The 16748-nt window shown below is 34.5% G+C and carries 15 protein-coding genes; 4 read left to right on the top strand and 11 right to left on the bottom strand.

Annotated features, from left to right (window positions below; all coding sequences use genetic code 11):
* Window position 1: 1 nt before the first annotated feature.
* A complete protein-coding gene (locus QLQ95_RS18885; protein WP_482501107.1) occupies window positions 2–442 on the bottom strand; it encodes a hypothetical protein in 441 nt (146 codons plus the stop codon).
* A gap of 177 nt (window positions 443–619) precedes the next feature.
* Here QLQ95_RS18885 and QLQ95_RS18880 point away from each other — a divergent pair, with 177 nt between their 5' ends.
* Window positions 620–1207: a DUF4142 domain-containing protein gene (locus QLQ95_RS18880; RefSeq protein ID WP_482501106.1), complete on the top strand. Its 588-nt coding sequence runs from the start codon at window positions 620–622 to the stop codon at window positions 1205–1207.
* 216 nt (window positions 1208–1423) lie between these two features.
* Here QLQ95_RS18880 and QLQ95_RS18875 read toward each other — a convergent pair whose 3' ends face one another.
* From QLQ95_RS18875 to galA, 5 genes are all read right to left on the bottom strand, one after another.
* Window positions 1424–2407 (bottom strand): aldo/keto reductase, encoded by a 984-nt coding sequence (locus QLQ95_RS18875; protein WP_482501104.1) that lies wholly within the window; start codon window positions 2405–2407, stop codon window positions 1424–1426.
* 168 nt (window positions 2408–2575) lie between these two features.
* Window positions 2576–3628, bottom strand: a complete 1053-nt coding sequence (locus tag QLQ95_RS18870) for an NAD(P)-dependent alcohol dehydrogenase (RefSeq protein ID WP_428239357.1) — start codon at window positions 3626–3628, stop codon at window positions 2576–2578.
* A gap of 285 nt (window positions 3629–3913) precedes the next feature.
* Window positions 3914–4312: a cupin domain-containing protein gene (locus QLQ95_RS18865; protein WP_428239356.1), complete on the bottom strand. Its 399-nt coding sequence runs from the start codon at window positions 4310–4312 to the stop codon at window positions 3914–3916.
* Between the two features lie 308 nt (window positions 4313–4620).
* Window positions 4621–5490: a helix-turn-helix domain-containing protein gene (locus tag QLQ95_RS18860; RefSeq protein WP_428239355.1), complete on the bottom strand. Its 870-nt coding sequence runs from the start codon at window positions 5488–5490 to the stop codon at window positions 4621–4623.
* A 394-nt stretch (window positions 5491–5884) separates the two neighbouring features.
* Entirely contained in the window at window positions 5885–8707 is a 2823-nt protein-coding gene (gene galA / locus QLQ95_RS18855; protein WP_482501101.1) for a beta-galactosidase GalA, read from the bottom strand.
* A gap of 213 nt (window positions 8708–8920) precedes the next feature.
* On the opposite strand from galA, the gene QLQ95_RS18850 reads away from it, so the two are divergent.
* Window positions 8921–9301, top strand: coding sequence for a hypothetical protein (locus QLQ95_RS18850; RefSeq protein ID WP_095927623.1), 381 nt, complete (start codon window positions 8921–8923; stop codon window positions 9299–9301).
* A 140-nt stretch (window positions 9302–9441) separates the two neighbouring features.
* Here the strand turns inward: QLQ95_RS18850 and QLQ95_RS18845 are convergent, their stop codons facing one another.
* A complete protein-coding gene (locus QLQ95_RS18845) occupies window positions 9442–9936 on the bottom strand; it encodes a TlpA family protein disulfide reductase (RefSeq protein ID WP_095927624.1) in 495 nt (164 codons plus the stop codon).
* Window positions 9937–10243: 307 nt separating this feature from the next.
* Between QLQ95_RS18845 and QLQ95_RS18840 the strand changes: the two genes are divergently transcribed.
* Both QLQ95_RS18840 and QLQ95_RS18835 read left to right on the top strand, forming a co-directional pair.
* A complete protein-coding gene (locus QLQ95_RS18840) occupies window positions 10244–10546 on the top strand; it encodes an ArsR/SmtB family transcription factor (RefSeq protein WP_091496855.1) in 303 nt (100 codons plus the stop codon).
* A gap of 7 nt (window positions 10547–10553) precedes the next feature.
* Window positions 10554–11660 carry an NADH:flavin oxidoreductase gene (locus QLQ95_RS18835; protein WP_320492690.1) on the top strand — a complete coding sequence of 369 codons (1107 nt, stop codon included), beginning with the start codon at window positions 10554–10556 and terminating at the stop codon, window positions 11658–11660.
* Window positions 11661–11764: 104 nt separating this feature from the next.
* Here the strand turns inward: QLQ95_RS18835 and QLQ95_RS18830 are convergent, their stop codons facing one another.
* From QLQ95_RS18830 to QLQ95_RS18815, 4 genes are all read right to left on the bottom strand, one after another.
* Window positions 11765–12274: a hypothetical protein gene (locus QLQ95_RS18830; protein ID WP_482501098.1), complete on the bottom strand. Its 510-nt coding sequence runs from the start codon at window positions 12272–12274 to the stop codon at window positions 11765–11767.
* Between the two features lie 216 nt (window positions 12275–12490).
* Window positions 12491–13633: an acyltransferase family protein gene (locus tag QLQ95_RS18825; RefSeq protein ID WP_428239353.1), complete on the bottom strand. Its 1143-nt coding sequence runs from the start codon at window positions 13631–13633 to the stop codon at window positions 12491–12493.
* Window positions 13634–13745: 112 nt separating this feature from the next.
* A complete protein-coding gene (locus tag QLQ95_RS18820; RefSeq protein WP_482501096.1) occupies window positions 13746–14393 on the bottom strand; it encodes a DUF1349 domain-containing protein in 648 nt (215 codons plus the stop codon).
* Window positions 14394–14527: 134 nt separating this feature from the next.
* Window positions 14528–16744: a glycoside hydrolase family 3 C-terminal domain-containing protein gene (locus QLQ95_RS18815; RefSeq protein WP_095927629.1), complete on the bottom strand. Its 2217-nt coding sequence runs from the start codon at window positions 16742–16744 to the stop codon at window positions 14528–14530.
* Window positions 16745–16748 lie beyond the last annotated feature (4 nt).

Raw genomic sequence — 16748 nt, 5'->3', positions numbered from 1 at the left:
ATTAAAATTTTTCATGAATATATTCCATCAGAATATTATAATTACTATAATGATCCGGAGAAATTATTATACTCTTGTTATTTCTAAGGACTAATGTACTAAAATGAAATCCATTAGATAAATCTCCTCTCCTATTTCGTATTTTAATTTTTCCTCTTTTAATATTAATAATATCCTCAAAAGAAATAAATTCCTTTTTACCAGTAATTACAGTGATTTTTTCAATTCCTTTTTCTGTAATTGTTAGTTTAAAAATTTCAACCAAATCCAGAGAACAATAAATTAAAAACAAAAGAAGCATACATGCCATTACAAATAAAGGATTAAGGTCTAAACCCATAAAAAAATTATATAAGACATAAAATAAGGCTATTATAAAAAATAAAAAACCTATAACTATTCTTATCGGCAACGCTTTTCTAAACTCTGATTGGATGTTCATTGATATTTTTATTTTGTAATATTTTTCCTAAAAACAAATGTATACTATTTAAAAATGGTATACAAAGTTTAATTTTTTTTTTTGCATCCAAATCCTATAACAATCTCTCAAAATCCTGTAAGACATTCCTGTATGATCTTAATAATTTTACATCATAACATTTAAACTATTAAAATCATGAAAAAGTTATTATTAGCCGGAAAAGCCATTTTAGGAGCAGGACTTATTATATTATTCCTTCAATCTTGTAAAAACGAAACTAAACAAGAAGATCCAAAAGAAGTTGCAGAAGATGCAAATGAAGCAAAATTTGATTCTATTGACAGCAAAGAAGATGATTCTGAATTTTTAGTAGATCAAGCTGAAATTAATTTAGCTGAAATCGAAATCGGTAAACTGGCACAAACAAAAAGTACAAACCCTGAAGTGAAAAAATTTGGTAAAATGCTTGTTGATGAGCACACTAAATCGGCTTCGGAAGTTACTGCTTTAGCAAAAGCGAAAAACTTTACCCTACCAACTTCTCTAACTGAAGAAGGTCAAGAGGAATACAATAAACTAAACGAAAAAACGGGAGTTGATTTCGATAAAAAATTCGCAGACATGATGATTGATGGTCACGAAAAAGCGATTAAAAAACTAGATAAAGCTGCAAAAGATGCTAATGACCAAGAAGTAAGAACTTGGGCTTCTAACAATATTGCAGGTTTAACAGCGCACTTAGAACATGCTAAAATGCTGAAACAAAATCTAGACAAAAAGTAAAAATGTATTAAGACGCTAAGATTCTAAGGTTCTGAGATTCTAAGTTAAATTATCTAAGAACCTCAAATCTTTGCTAAAAAAACCCCTCAAGAGTTGAATTGCTTGAGGGGTTTGTTTTTTTAGATGCTTTTTTTTAGATGCTAAGATTCTAAGTTGCTAAGGTTTTGAGTTTTCTCTTAGTTGCTTAGTATCTTAGCGTCTTAGAATCTCAGAAACTTACTTCCCAGCTATCTTCTGCAGATGTTCTGGGTATCTTGATCCTTCAATTGTTATTTTTGAAGCTGCATTTTCGATTTCTGCTAGATCTTGTGCAGAAAGTACTAAATCTGTTGCGCCAAGGTTTTCTTCCAAACGATGTAGTTTGGTTGTTCCTGGAATTGGTGCAATCCAAGGTTTTTGAGCCAAAATCCATGCAAGCGCTACCTGTGCGTTTGTTGCTCCTTTATCAGAAGCTATTTTAGATAATAAATCTACTAAAGCTTGATTTACTTTTCGGGCTTCTGGCGTGAAACGCGGAAGTGTATTTCTAAAATCTGTACTGTCAAATTGCGTGTTTTCATCAATTTTAGCCGTTAGAAAACCTCTTCCTAGCGGACTAAAAGGCACGAAACCAATTCCTAATTCTTCTAATAGCGGAAAAATTTCTTCTTCTGGAGTTCTCCACCAAAGAGAATACTCGCTCTGAAGCGCTGTTACAGGCTGAACTGCATGTGCACGTCGAATACTTTCTACGCCCGCTTCTGAAAGTCCAAAATGTTTTACTTTTCCTTCCTGAATTAAATCCTTTATAGTTCCTGCAACGTCTTCCATAGGAACATTTGGATCAACACGATGTTGGTAATACAAATCGATTACCTCGGTGTTTAATCTTTTTAAGGATCCTTCAATGCTTTTTCTAATCCATTCTGGACGGCTGTCTAATCCTTTTTTAGAATCGCCTTCCAAAAAACCGAATTTTGTGGCAATTACAACTTTATCACGAAAAGGCGATAATGCCTCTCCCAATAACTCTTCGTTCAAAAATGGTCCGTAACATTCTGCCGTATCAAAAAAAGTAATTCCTTTTTCGTAAGCAGAACGCAACAAACTTATCATTTCTTTTTTATCATGAGCTGGCCCGTAGCCAAAACTCATTCCCATGCAGCCCAGTCCCAACGCGGGGACTTCTAAGCCACTATTTCCTAGTTTTCTTGTTTGCATGTTTTTTTTTAAAGTTTCTAAGATGCTGAGATGCTAAGGTTCTAAGTTTTTTTCTCTTTAATCCTCTTAATCTCTACTCCTTGTTTTTTTTACATAATTTCTAAATTAGCCAAGATCTAAGCACTAAAGAGAAAACTTAGCATCTTAGAACCTTAGCAACTTAGTATCTTATTTAAGTGACTCCATATCAATTACAAAACGGTATTTAACATCTCCTTTTAGTAATCTTTCGTAGGCATCATTAACATCATTCACACCGATTACTTCTACGTCTGATGTGATATTATGTTCGGCACAGAAGTCTAACATTTCCTGAGTTTCAGCGATTCCTCCTATTAGAGATCCTGAGAAACTTCTTCTTCCTAAAATCAAGCTGAAAGAAGTTACAGGAAGCGGATCCATTGGCGCTCCAACTAAAGTTAATGTTCCGTCTACTTTCAATAAATTTAAATACGAATCAATACTATGTTCTGCAGAAACGCAGTCTAAAATAAAATTTAAACTTCTGGCGTGCTGTGCCATCTGCGCTTCGTCTGTAGACAATACAACTTCATCTGCTCCAAGGCGTTTTGCATCTTCCGTTTTAGATAAAGATGTAGTAAAAACAACTACATGAGCGCCCATAGCTTTAGCTATTTTTATTCCCATATGGCCAAGACCGCCAATACCTACAATTCCAACTTTTTGACCAGGACCAACTTTCCAATGTTTTAATGGTGAATAAGTTGTAATTCCTGCACACAATAATGGTGCAACAGCAGAAAGTTCTAATTTATCTGAAATATGCAGTACAAAGTTTTCATCAACTACAATACTTTGAGAGTAACCTCCATAAGTTTGTCCTCCTAAGTGTTTGTCAGGCGAATTAAATGTTTGGATATTTCCTTCATCACAAAATTGCTCTAAATCATTTTTGCAATGTTCGCATTCTCGACAAGAATCAACCATACAGCCCACTCCCGCTAAATCTCCAACTTTGAAACCTTTTACATGATCTCCAACTTTTGTTACACGACCTACAATTTCATGTCCAGGAACAATCGGATAAATTGTGCCATGCCATTCATTTCTAGCTGAGTGTAAATCGGAGTGACAGATTCCGCAATACAAAATTTCGATTTCTACGTCGTGTGCCTGTACTGCTCTTCTTTTGATATCTAGGGTCTTTAACGGTGCTTCGGCAGCTTCTGTACCAAAGGCTTTAATGTTTTTTGTTTCCATAATTTATTTGTTGTTTTTTTGTTTCAAGTTTCAAGTTTAAAGTTTCAGGTTTCATGTTTCAGGTTTCATGTTTTAAAACTGTTGAAAAAAGGCATAGAGAGTCTACCAAATCATATTGATTCACAAATAGTTATATAAATTTCGATTATTTTTATCTAATCAAAAAATATAATGTGTTATAAATCAGTAAAATCTGCGCAAAACTTAGAATCTCAGAACCTTAGAATCTCAGAACCTTAGAATCTTAGTATCTTAGAATCTCAGAACCTTAGCAACTTAGCATCTTTAAAAAGAATAATATTCTTCATCAGTAACACTTTCCAGCCAAGTTCCATGACCTTTGTCTATTTCTGTTACAATGGTAATATGAGAATATTTTGTAGTTGGTGTTGCTCCGTACCAATGCTCAATTCCAGGTAAAACCGTGATTACTTTTCCTTTTTCAATAAGATTAATTTGTCCGCCTCTTTCTTGGTAATAGCCAACTCCATCTGTTACAATGATCAACTGCAGACTAGCATTACTGTGCCAATTGCTTCTCGCTCCAGGTTCAAAAGAAATATCTTTGATAACAGTATTTTCAGGATGAATTTCGCTTGTCTGCTTTTTATATGACACTTCGCCTGTCATATAAGTATTTGGAATTTTACCTTCTTCGGTTACGGCAGTGAAATGTGTCGACATAATTTCGTTGTTTTTAGGTTAATAATTAATTTTTAAATTCTTATAAGCTTATTTGAATGAAATAATCAGTACATCGAATCTCTTGATAGAAGGAGATTTTGATTTTAATTAATACTTTAAAAATTTTATATTTTTCTATTATCAAAATTTAAAACTAAATGCAAAGCGGAGCATGCTTTTGTGAAGTGTTATTTAGTCATTAAAAAAACTGATACAAAGATTCGTTGTTTATTTCAGGGCAAATGTAGTGCAATACTACAATGCCGAAATAACAATATTCAAACAAAAAATTAAGAAATTGAAACAATTTACATTCGAAGCGATTTCGGAACCGTTCCTGTAAGTCTTTTAAAATAATTATTGAAATAACTCGGATATTCAAATCCAAGCGAATAACCAATATCAGAAATACTCCAGTCTGTGTGCTGCAATAAAGCTTTTGCCTCATTGACAACTCTTTCTGTAATGTGTGCCGTGGTTGGTTTTCCTGTAACTTCTTTTACAGAACGGTTTAAATGATTTACGTGAACAGAAAGGCTCTGTGCGTAATCTTGTGGTGTTTTTAAAGCTAAAGGCTGATCTTTGGTTTCTATTGGAAATTGTCTTTCTAATAATTCTAAAAACAAAGAAGTAATTCTCGAAGAAGCATTTTTATGTTTAAAGAAGTTCTCTGAAGGCTGCATTTTCATTGATTCATGAATAATCAAATTGACATAACTGCGCATTAAATCGTCTTTGAAAGCATAATCGGTTTCGTACTCTTCGATCATTTTTTGGAACAAGGAATCGATAAACACCTTTTGTTCAGGAGTTAAAGTAAAAATTGGAGTTCCTCCTATTTTAAACAAAGGCGATTCCTGAAGGGTTTCAGAACGGTCTTTGGTTTTAAAAAATTCTTCGGTAAAAACGCAGGCATAACCTTCGAATTTCTCCGAAATAGTTTCCCAAGAATATGGAATAATCGGATTCCCGAAAAACAAAATCGTCCCGTCAGTTTCTATTCCGCGGTCAGCGTATTGTATGATACTTTTACTAGTATTAATACAGATTTTATAAAAGTCTCTTCGGCTGTAAACGGGAACTTTACTGAAATCTCCATTTATAGGATAAACTTTAAAACCCTTCATCTTCAAATCTGAAGTGAAATCGCAATTTTGTGTTTCTGTTTGATTATTCATTTTGCAAAGTTATGAAAATCAAACATTATTCTTTTGTTAATTTTTTGTTTCAGGTTTCAGGTTTTTGGAATTAACCGGAAAGAGCGCTAAGAATTACGCAAAGGTTCGCTAAGTTTTTTTTTTAGTTGGGCGAATTTGTCTCGCAAAGGCGCTGAGACGCAAAGTTATTTTTGAATTGCCTCAAGCTTTAGCTGGAGGTCTAAAGTTAAGCCAAGGAAAGGCTTTAGCCAAATTATGCGCAGTTTGGCTAAAGCCTTTTAAGCTATATTATTTTTGCATCCAGCTAAAGCTGGACGCAATTCATTTACTGTTATAAAACTTAATCTAAAAAAACTTTGCGCCTTAGCGTCTTTGCGAGATTTTATTTTTTTAGCGTCCTTTGCGGTTAAAAAAACTACTTCACCACAATCACACCATTCTTTAATCCTTTCCCAGAAGCAGAAAGAACAGTTTCCTTTGCATTTTCATCTTTTTGAATGATGATTTGCGCATAACCATTAAAAAGCTTTCTTTTCCAAGATTCTGCTGGCGTTATTACTTGAATAATTCCTGGATCGGTATTCATAACATCCCAGTCTTTTATTTTTTGCAAAGGCATTGCTGCAATGTGAATCGTGTTTTTTCCTTCTTTTAAAATAGCCGAATTCAAAACATATTTTTGAGAATCATCTTTACTTGGTTCAACTTTATTTCCGTTGACGAAAACCACTGTTTCAACTCCTATTTTTTTGTAAAAGAAACTCACAACATTCGAAGCGGAGTTGTTTTTCAAATCAAATTCTCCCTTATAAATATACGACGACGCTTGTTTTTTGTAATCGCGGTCTTTAAAAGCTTCTGTCCACTCTTTTTCTGAATAATTAGACAATTCCTGAGGCAGAGAGGCAGTTGTTGCTTTTTGTTCCATAAAATTATTTATAGCAACCAAATTAATATTATCAATAAATTGATCGCTTTCTTGTGAAGTTGGATCTCCGTTTCCTACTCCTAAAATTTTTCCGCCTTTAATAGCAAACATAATTTCATCGTTTGCTGTCGGAATGTGCAAACCGTTTTTATCTGTGGTTTCCACCGTTAAAACAGAAACATTTCCTTTCAATACATTTTCTTTGTCCAAGGAAAGTTTGATATTTTCTGCTTTTCCAGTAGTTTTCTGAACATCAGAAAGTACTTTTTTTCCGTTTTTATAACCAACAGCCTTCAAAGTTCCTGGAGTATACTTTACTTTCCATTCCAAATGGCTATTTTGCTCCATTTTCTTTTTCCCCAAGCTCTTTTTGTTAAGGAAAAGCTCCACTTCATCACAATTCGAATATGCCCAAACATCAATTTCTTTGCCTTCCATTCCACTCCAATTCCAATGTGGCAGTACATGCAAAACAGGCTCTTTTCCCCACCAAGATTTCAAATAGAAAACATTGTCTTTCGGGAAACCGCAAACATCCATCATTCCGAAATAAGACGTTACAGATGGCCAGCCATAAGGCGTTGGCTCTCCGCGGTAATCAAAACCTGTCCAGATAAACATTCCTGCCAAATAAGGTCGTTCAGTATAAAACTTCCAGCCTTCTTCTATACTATAAAAAGTTGGTCGAGGTTTTTTATCGTAAGCACTTTGATAATGTTTGGCATCATCTGTAAAATAAATGCCTCGCGTTGCAAAAGTCGAACCTTCCTCGGTTCCCATTCCTGGCTGATTTTTAAACTGATTTCTATGCGCATCAATATCTCCGTTTCCGAGATAATTATACCCCATAATTTCGACAACAGAAGAGATTCCGCTTTTAAATCCACTGCTGATTCCTACTGTTACAGGTCTTGTAGGATCGATGCTTTTACTAAAATCCTGCATGATATTGGTAATTCTTTCACCCGTAATTCCGCCCTCAATCTGCCATTCTTCATTTCCAACTGACCAGCAGAAAATACTCGGATGATTACGATCTCGTTCCATCATTCGCTGTAAATCATTCAAATGATACTCATTGATTCCCATTAAACGGGTTTCGTCAATAACCAGCATTCCTAATTTATCGCAAGCATCCAGCAATTCAGGCGTTGGCGGATGATGCGAACAGCGATAAGCATTTGAACCCATTTCTTTCAGTTTTGCAATTCTATAATACTGAATTTCATCTGGAAGTGCTGTTCCAATTCCCGCGTGATCCTGATGGTTGTTTGTTCCTTTCAGTTTTACATGTTTTCCGTTAAGGAAAAAACCTTTTTCTGGATTAAATTCAATTGTTCTAATCCCAAAAGAGGTTTTATAGCTGTCAATTACTTCTCCATCCTTTTTTATTTCAGTAATTAGCTGGTATAAATTAGGGGAATCAATATCCCACAAAAGCGGATTTTCTACTCGTAATTTTGAACTATAATTTATAGTTTGATAAAATTCTGGCGCCAATACATTTTCAGAAGAAATTGCAACCTGCTTGTTTTTATTATTTAAAATGGTTTGAACAACTTCTATCGAACCTTTAAACTTTCCGTTGTTTTTAATTTTTACATCTGCCGTAACTGCAGCATCATTTCCTACCAATTCAGAAGTAACATAAGTTCCATTTTGAATTATGTGAATCGGATTCGTTTTTTGTAAATAAACATGTCTATAAATTCCAGCACCTTCATAAAACCAGCCTTCTTCCATAGAAGCATCTACACGCACTACAATTGTATTTTCGCCTCCATAATTAACATAAGCCGATACATCATATTCAAAACCATTATAACCACTTTCTTCGGTTCCTAAATAAAATCCGTTGAAAAAGACTTTTGAATTTCTAAAAACGCCATCAAATTTTAGAGAAATAATTTTCCCTAAATCTTCATTCGGAATATTTATCTTTTTTCTATACCAGCCAATACTTTTCTCTGGGAAATTTTTGCCTGCTGATTTGAATCCGTGACTGAAACTTGCGGTTTCACTAAAAGGCTGTTCAACTGCCCAGTCATGTGGCAAATCCAATTTTCTCCAAGCGCGATCATCAAATCCAGAAGCCGCTGGTCCATCACCAAAGCCCGTTTTGGTTAAATACGAAAAATAACCTTCGGCGTGACCGAAATCTTTTTTGGTATCGTATTGATGACCAAATGAAAAGCTCCAATCTTTATCGATTAAAACAAGCGCTCTCCCCGATTTATTTTGAGCCAATAAATGGAATGAACAGACAAGAAAAAAACAGAGAATTGTTTTTTGAACAAAAGTGGTTTTCATAAGTTTGGTTTGTTAGTAAAATCAAATAGCGATAAAAATAAAGTTTTTAGAGAAGAAACATTAATAGTATTTTATCAAAATATGATAACTCGTTCATAACAAATGTTTCTAGAATAGGCTTTCAAAATTTAGAATGAATCTAATGGCTTCAGATTCAAAAATGATTTTCTTTTAATGTAATTTTATATTGAAATCTTAAAAAGCAATTCTACTATGAGTACTATTATGAATGAAAATAGACTCCAAACGACTTTCAAAAACCTTGATCATAAGATTAACAAACTTAATGATCAAAAGATTGTGGCTTTTTTTGAATCTTTAGGATTATTAGAAAGAAAAGACGTTCCGAAGGATTTTTTGAACTGGGAAAACATATTAATTGTGGTTCCCAATCGACATGTTTCTCACGAACTGAAATACTATAAATATACCATTTCACGAATTTCATTCTTAACAAATCCTTACGCAGATCAAATTCACATTTTTGATCTCAAAGATTGGAAAAGCGCATCGGGAAACAAAACGCAGTTTCAGATAAGAGAAATGCTGAAAACGAGTTTTGGAGGTGTAAAAAAAGTGATTAAAGAGTCTTAGAAATTAAAAGCCCAATATTATCGATTGGGCTTTTTTGTTTTTAACCGCAAAGAGCGCTAAGGTTTACGCTAAGCACGCTAAGAAATTAAAAACTTTGCGAACCTTGCGTAAACCTTAGCGCTCTTTGCGGTTAAGAAAATCTATTGAACCTCTAAAAGCTCTCTAATTTTATCTTCTAAAGCCTGTCCGTGAATATTTTTTGCTAAAATAATTCCGTTTTTGTCAATTAAAAAATTCAATGGAATAGATTGCAACATATAATCTCCAATAACCGGAGATTGCCAGTATTTTAAATCACTCACATTTGTCCAAGGCAATTTTGCTTTTGCGATTGCTCCTATCCATAATGGCTTTTTGGTATCCATAGAAACTCCGTAAATTGATAGTTTGTCTGGATACGCATTGTGCAATTTTATTAATAGAGGTTGTTCTTTAATGCAAGGTCCGCACCAAGAAGCCCAAAAGTCTATTAAAACTAAAGTTCCTCTTAAAGAAGAAAGTGCAACTTTCTCTCCTTTTGTATCTGGAAGATCAATTTCTGGAGCAATATCTCCAATATCTACACCTACAACTTGAGCTTTAGAACTGGTAATTACACAACACAAGAACGCTACGATAAGTAAAGTTTTTTTCATAATAGATTAAGTTTTATTTGTTTTGGGGCATTTTATCGATTTGACTTGTCATTCTGAGGAACGAAGAATCACACTAGATATTCCACATGTAAAATCTCCAATCTTTGTAGAGTTTCTGGTGTGATTCTTCGTTCCTCAGAATGACAGAAATGACGTAAAATTGTTTGCGTCATTATCTGAAAAGCAAATATAATTTTTTTATCAAACCTTGCATAGTTCTTCCCTACCATTCTGCTCCCAATCATAAAATTATCCTAAATATTTTTCTTTAAATCCATATATCGGGAAAAGTCGATATATTTGCACCATGGAAACGATAGAAATTTTTAAAGCATTATCGAACAAATCCAGACTACAAATGCTGGAATGGTTAAAAGAGCCCGAAATTAACTTTCCGGGACAGCTTGAGCATGCCGGATTTGAGCATGGTGTCTGCGTTGGGCAGATTCAGGCCAAAGCTGGTTTGACACAATCCACAGTATCCGAATACCTGTCTATTTTACAGCGCGCTGGTTTTATTGAAGCCAAACGTGTTGGACAATGGACTTATTATAAACGTAACGAAGGTGCCTTTGAAGCACTCAGTAAATTAATTCAATCTAATTTGTAAAATTACTATGAGTACAAACAACCTATTTTCAGAATTTAACCTAAAATCGTTAAACCTGAAAAACCGAATCGTAATGGCGCCAATGACGCGCTCTTTTTCTCCTAACGGAGTTCCAACTGATGAAGTCGCAGCTTACTACCAAAAAAGAGCTGAAGGCGAAGTTGGTTTAATTTTATCTGAAGGAACTGTTATTGACAGAAAATCTTCTTCTAATGATGCGAATGTTCCTCACTTTTATGGCGATTTAGCTTTAAACGGATGGAAAAAAGTGATTAACGAAGTTCACTCTGCGGGTGGAAAAATGGGTCCGCAAATTTGGCACATGGGAATTATGGATAACCACCATTCTGGATGGGTTCCGCCAGTTCCTTTTGAAGGTCCGTCTGGATTAAACCGTCCTGACTTTAGAAATGGTGTTGCCATGACTGAAAAAGATATTGAAGATACTATTCTTGCTTTTGGAAAAGCTGCTGCTGATGCGAAAAGATTAGGCTTTGACACTGTTGAAATTCACGGTGCACACGGTTATTTAATTGACCAATTCTTTAGAGCTGAAACCAACTTGCGTGAAGATATTTATGGAGGAAAAACACTTCCTGAGCGTAACCGTTTTGCTATTGAAGTGGTAAAAGAAGTGAGAAAGCAAGTTGGAAACGACTTTGCTGTGATTATGCGTTTTTCTCAATTTAAACCTTCTGATTATAATTATAAATTAGCTAAAAACCCGCAGGAATTAGAAGCTTGGCTTACTCCTCTTGTTGATGCTGGCGTTGATATTATTCACGCTTCGCAACGCCGTTTCTGGGAACCTGAATTTGAAGGTTCTGATTTAAACTTTGCAGGATGGGCTAAAAAAGTAACTGGAGCGCCAACTATTACTGTTGGTTCTGTTGGACTTTCTGGTGATTTTTTTGGTGCATTTGCGGGAGAAAGTTCGCAACCGACTTCTTTAGAAGAATTAAACAGACGTTTCGACAGAGGCGATTTTGATTTGGTCGCCGTTGGAAGACCTCTTTTATCAGATCCGAATTGGGTTGCTAAAATCAAAGCAGGAAAAACTGAAGAATTAAAAGGCTTTACTAAAGAAGCTCTAAGCCAATTGGTTTTAGAATAAGTTTTTTTTTTAAAGGTGCTAAGATACTAAGTTTCTAAGGGACTAAGTTTTTTCATCTTTTATTAGATAAAAAGGGATAAACAATAATGTTTATCCCTTTTCTTTTATTGTAAATCATCGTCATCACCATCCGAATTAAAAAAATCATTTGGATTAAATGGAATATCCTCATCTGGATCTTTATCATGTGCATTTACACCAGGCGGATTAAATAATCCCCAACTGTCTTTTATATAATTCCAAACATCAAAACTCGCCACCCAATCAATAAACAAAAAGCGAAATTCTTCAATTGTATTTCGTAACAGATAAATATAATCAGTATCTGTAATTTCATCCTCATAACGAAGACTTCCTGCCTGAACATATAATTCTCTTGACGCTTTTCTAATAATTGCAGCATTTTCCATTCTTAGATCATACAAATCACCGGCCTCTGCTCCAGCGATTTTAGCGGGAATAATCATAGCATTCTCCAACATAAATCGAACGGTCGTTTCTTGGAGGAATTCATTCTCAGCTGGGATAATATGAACTAAACCTTCCGTTAACTTCAAAATCTGCTCTGCCTTTTGAAAAATTGGCATTTTGTGCGTTTCATCTAATCTTGACATTTCTTCATTAGTTTTTGTTATCTAAGTGTTAGACGCACTGCTGCGCGTCTCTACAGTACAGAACCAAAATCATTTTAATCATTTAATCTGTGACTATTCTTTATTCTAAACTTAATAAATTTTCTTTTATAATCTAAAAAAGAAAGGGACAAACCATTAAAGTCGATCCCTTTCTGCATTTGTAACTAACAAAAATTACAAACTCTAAAAAACTCTTTATGCCTCTATTGGCTTTTTCTTTTGAAACTTATTTACAAGCCAATTTCTAACTGGTTCGTCGTATAATTTTAAACATACAAAAGCTAGAATGATACTTACGATTAATACGCCGATTCCTTCCAAATAGCCATTTTCCATCGAAACTTTATTATCTACAACCCATGCTGTAAACCAATAAATTAATGGATAATGTGTAATATAAATTGGGTATGAAATATCTCCGAGAAGTTTGCAAATCTTAAGTGAAAACTCATTTTTAATTTCTCCTCCTGCTCCAATTGCCACAATAATTGGGAAAATAAAAATAATACAGATTGATTCGTATAATCCATTGATCCAAAGACTGTTTTCATCTCCAAATCTTGGCAAGGCTAAAACAATTGTGATTAAAATACTGCAAACCCAAAAAGCATTTTTAATATGAATTAATTTTCCTAAACGGCATAATAAAACTCCAGCAAAAAATGGGTATAACAAACGAGTGAAACCAACATTCATTTGTTCCCAATTCAATGACCAGCCGCCGATTACATCTCCTTTGGGTCCAAAAACAGTATAATTAATTAACAGTCCGGCAAATATCAATACAAAAACTGACATTACTTTATTCGAAAATTTACGAAAGATTAAGGCGTACAAGATGTTTGCAATATATTCGAAAAAAAGCGACCATGCCGGACCATTTAAAGGATGCATTTCTCCCCAACCTCTAATTTCTAATGAAGGCGGAATTGGCAATAATGTAAACCCTATTACCATTGTCAAAATAACTTTCCAAACTTCCATACCTCCAATCATTGGAAACAATATATCTGAAGCTTGAAAATAATAGAATATGGCTCCAATGATCATTCCAAGAATTACCATGGGCTGTAAACGGATTAATCGGCGTTTGTAAAATTCCCATTGTCCCATTTTCCCCCAACGATCATCATACGCATATGCGACAACAAATCCAGATAAAAGGAAAAAGAAATCAACCGCAAGATATCCGTGATTTATAATTTGTACAAAACGATTTCCGCCTGCGAAAGCTTCAAAAATATGAAAAGCAACTACTAAAATAGCCGCAACTCCACGAAGTCCATCAAGAATTTCGTAATGTTTTTTTGGTTTAATATCAGATGAAATTGAACTCATTTGTTTTTTGGTTTAAGTTAGGTTAGGTTTTAATTGTAGATTTTAGATTTTCTGCGATCTTAAAATTCAAAAATTAAGTTTGGAATTTGGAATTTTTAAATTGAAATTTAATCTACAGGTGGTTTTTCAGCCATTCCGCTCTTCTCTGATCTGGTAAATGTTTTACCGTAAAGTTCTCAAATTTGGCTTCAAAACCTTTTCCGTCTGGAGAAGCAGCCATCAAACCAACCATCACTGGCGTGTTGTCTTGCAAAGGCGCATTTCTAGTCATGATATAATTTTTATCATCAAAAGAATAGAATATTTCGACAGCATCTAATCGTCGCACGGCTTTAATCCAAATAAAAGGAGGCACTTTTTCTAAAGTTGTTACGCTCCAATCACTTTTATCATGTGTTACAACGGTACTTACATTAAATTTTCCGTCAACAAACTCTACTCCTGTTTTAATATAATTTTTTTCGTCAATGCGAATCATTAATCCCATTTGGTCAAAACGTGCAATGTAGTTTCCAGTCAATTTTACTTTTGCTTCAAATTCGCCCCCATAATTAGCATAATAAAAAGGTGCATCATCAACTGTGAATCCGTAGTGCGAGATTCTCCAATAATCGCTGTTTGCGGTCACATTCATAATCAAAGCATTGTTTTTAATTTCCCATTTTTCAGGTTCATTAAACCATTGCATTTTATTCAGACTTTGAGCCGAAAGGTTTTGAAATAGAACAAATCCAATCGTAAATAGTAGTATTCGTTTCATTATAATTTGATTCTTTATTAATAAAAAGCAAAACTTCTAACGTTTTACATTTAACTTTTTTAAGACAAAAGCAAAGCTGCAAATTTTTACACTTGCAGCTTTACAAACCAACCAATTTTTAGAAATAAAAAAACTTATTTAAGTGAGAAATTCACTTTAGATTTTATATCTGTAGATGAAGCGCCAATAATCGCTTCGAAATCACCAGGTTCTGCAACCCAGTCATGTTTTTTATCGTCAAAGAAACTTAAAGCCGTTTTATCAATTGTAAACGTTACTGTTTTTTCTTCTCCAGCTTTAAGAGCTACTTTCTCAAAACCTTTTAATTCTTTTACTGGACGTGGCAATGAAGATTTCACATCTGTGATGTACAATTGCACTACTTCAGAACCTTCTCTGCTTCCTGTGTTTTTAACATTAACTGAGAATGTAATTTTATCTCCAGCGTTCATTTGTTTTTTATCTGCTGTTACTTTTCCGTAAGCAAAAGTCGTGTAGCTTAAACCGTGTCCAAAAGAGAACAATGGTTTGATTTTGTTTTTATCTGCCCAACGGTAACCTACAAAAATTCCTTCATTATATTTTACTGAATCGCCTCCTGGGAATTCGCCTAAAGCGTGAGCTCCATTATCTGCTAATTTTACTGGGAAAGTAAAAGATAATTTTCCTGACGGATTCACATCTCCAACCAAAACATTTGCTAAAGCATTTCCTGCCTCAGTTCCTAAAAACCATCCCTGAACAATTCCTGGAACTTCTTTAATCCAAGGCATTGCAATTGCATTTCCAGAAATATTTACGAAAACAATATTCTTGTTAACTTTCGCTAAATCGCTAATTAATTTATCCTGACCATAAGATAAATTCAATTCATTACGATCATGTCCTTCGTCATCTTGATTTGGACTTTTATTTAATCCACCAATGAAAAGAACAATATCTGCATCCTTAGCCACTTTTAAAGCTTCTGCAGTCAATTCTGCTGGAGAACGTTTGTCTTCTAAACTTACTTTAGCAACAACTCCGTTATAGTTACTTGTAGGATCTCCAACATAACCTCTTGCATATACAATTTCAGCTTGATTTCCGATTCTTTTCTTTAAACCTTCTAGCGGAGTGATTTCGTATCTTGCTTTAAGCGAAGAACTTCCTCCACCTACAGTCATCATTTTGATAGCATTTTCTCCAATTACAGCAATCTTTTTGGTTTTAGAAAGATTGATTGGAAGAATGTTATTGTTGTTTTGCAATAAAACAATTCCCTCTTCTGCAATTTTGCGTCCAGCAATAGCATGTTCTTCTGTTCCAAAAGATCCGAAAGGACGATTTCTATCCATTGTAGTCAAGAAAGACAAACGTAGAATGCGGCGTACTTTTTCGTCTAATTCTTTTGTTCCAATTTCCCCTTTTCTGATCATTTCAGAATATGGTTTTGCTAAGTAATAATTGTCATAAGCATTACTTGTCCCCCAAGACAAACCATTTGTCCAAGAACCAAATTCCATATCCAAACCATTGTGAATAGCTTGTTTAGTATCGTTAACACCACCCCAGTCTGAAACTACAACACCTTTGAAGCCCCATTCTCCGCGAAGAATATCGTTTAACAAATATTCGTTATGGCAGCATTGCTGACCTTTGTATTTATTGTAAGCGCCCATAATCGACCAAACATCACCTTCTTGAACTGCAGCTTTAAAAGCAGGAAGATAAATTTCGTATAATGCGCGATCGTCAACAATTACGTCAACCGAGTTACGATTGGTTTCTTGATTATTTAATGCGAAATGCTTCACGCAGGCAGCAACTCCATTGGACTGAACTCCCTTAATATAAGGAACAACCATTTTTGAAGCTAAAAACGGATCTTCTCCCATGTACTCGAAGTTACGTCCGTTTAATGGACTTCTGTAAATGTTTACACCTGGTCCTAATAATACGTTTTTGTTACGGTAACGTGCCTCTTCTCCAATAGATTTACCATATAAAGAAGCCAATTCTTTGTTCCATGTTGATGAAAGTGCTGTAAGCGCTGGAAAAGCAATACAAGAGTCGTTTGTCCATCCCGCCTGATCCCATTCGTCCCATTTTACCTCTGCACGAATTCCGTGTGGTCCATCGGTCATCCAGTTTTCTGGAATTCCAAGACGTTTTACACCAGGAGAACTAAATTTAGACTGCGCATGAATCATGGCAATTTTCTCATCGGTTGTCATTCGTTTCAGCGCATCTTCTACACGCTCTTCAATCGGTTTTTTATCGTCTAGATAAACTGGAACTTTGTTTTGGGCATTAGCTCCCAAAGAACTTAGTAAAAGTAAAACAACAATTGTTTTAACGTTTTTTAACATAACA

The organism is Flavobacterium sp. B330r (assembly GCF_056824325.1).
Note: the sequence above shows the minus strand (reverse complement) of the source record. Positions and strands in the feature narration are given on the sequence as shown.

Bases quoted from the DNA above. Each gene is read 5' to 3' on its own strand.
- QLQ95_RS18885 (WP_482501107.1), bottom strand. From the start codon at position 442: ATGAACATCCAATCAGAGTTTAGAAAAGCGTTGCCGATAAGAATAGTT.
- QLQ95_RS18880 (WP_482501106.1), top strand. From the start codon at position 620: ATGAAAAAGTTATTATTAGCCGGAAAAGCCATTTTAGGAGCAGGACTT.
- QLQ95_RS18875 (WP_482501104.1), bottom strand. From the start codon at position 2,407: ATGCAAACAAGAAAACTAGGAAATAGTGGCTTAGAAGTCCCCGCGTTG.
- QLQ95_RS18870 (WP_428239357.1), bottom strand. From the start codon at position 3,628: ATGGAAACAAAAAACATTAAAGCCTTTGGTACAGAAGCTGCCGAAGCA.
- QLQ95_RS18865 (WP_428239356.1), bottom strand. From the start codon at position 4,312: ATGTCGACACATTTCACTGCCGTAACCGAAGAAGGTAAAATTCCAAAT.
- QLQ95_RS18860 (WP_428239355.1), bottom strand. From the start codon at position 5,490: ATGAATAATCAAACAGAAACACAAAATTGCGATTTCACTTCAGATTTG.
- galA (WP_482501101.1), bottom strand. From the start codon at position 8,707: ATGAAAACCACTTTTGTTCAAAAAACAATTCTCTGTTTTTTTCTTGTC.
- QLQ95_RS18850 (WP_095927623.1), top strand. From the start codon at position 8,921: ATGAGTACTATTATGAATGAAAATAGACTCCAAACGACTTTCAAAAAC.
- QLQ95_RS18845 (WP_095927624.1), bottom strand. From the start codon at position 9,936: ATGAAAAAAACTTTACTTATCGTAGCGTTCTTGTGTTGTGTAATTACC.
- QLQ95_RS18840 (WP_091496855.1), top strand. From the start codon at position 10,244: ATGGAAACGATAGAAATTTTTAAAGCATTATCGAACAAATCCAGACTA.
- QLQ95_RS18835 (WP_320492690.1), top strand. From the start codon at position 10,554: ATGAGTACAAACAACCTATTTTCAGAATTTAACCTAAAATCGTTAAAC.
- QLQ95_RS18830 (WP_482501098.1), bottom strand. From the start codon at position 12,274: ATGTCAAGATTAGATGAAACGCACAAAATGCCAATTTTTCAAAAGGCA.
- QLQ95_RS18825 (WP_428239353.1), bottom strand. From the start codon at position 13,633: ATGAGTTCAATTTCATCTGATATTAAACCAAAAAAACATTACGAAATT.
- QLQ95_RS18820 (WP_482501096.1), bottom strand. From the start codon at position 14,393: ATGAAACGAATACTACTATTTACGATTGGATTTGTTCTATTTCAAAAC.
- QLQ95_RS18815 (WP_095927629.1), bottom strand. From the start codon at position 16,744: ATGTTAAAAAACGTTAAAACAATTGTTGTTTTACTTTTACTAAGTTCT.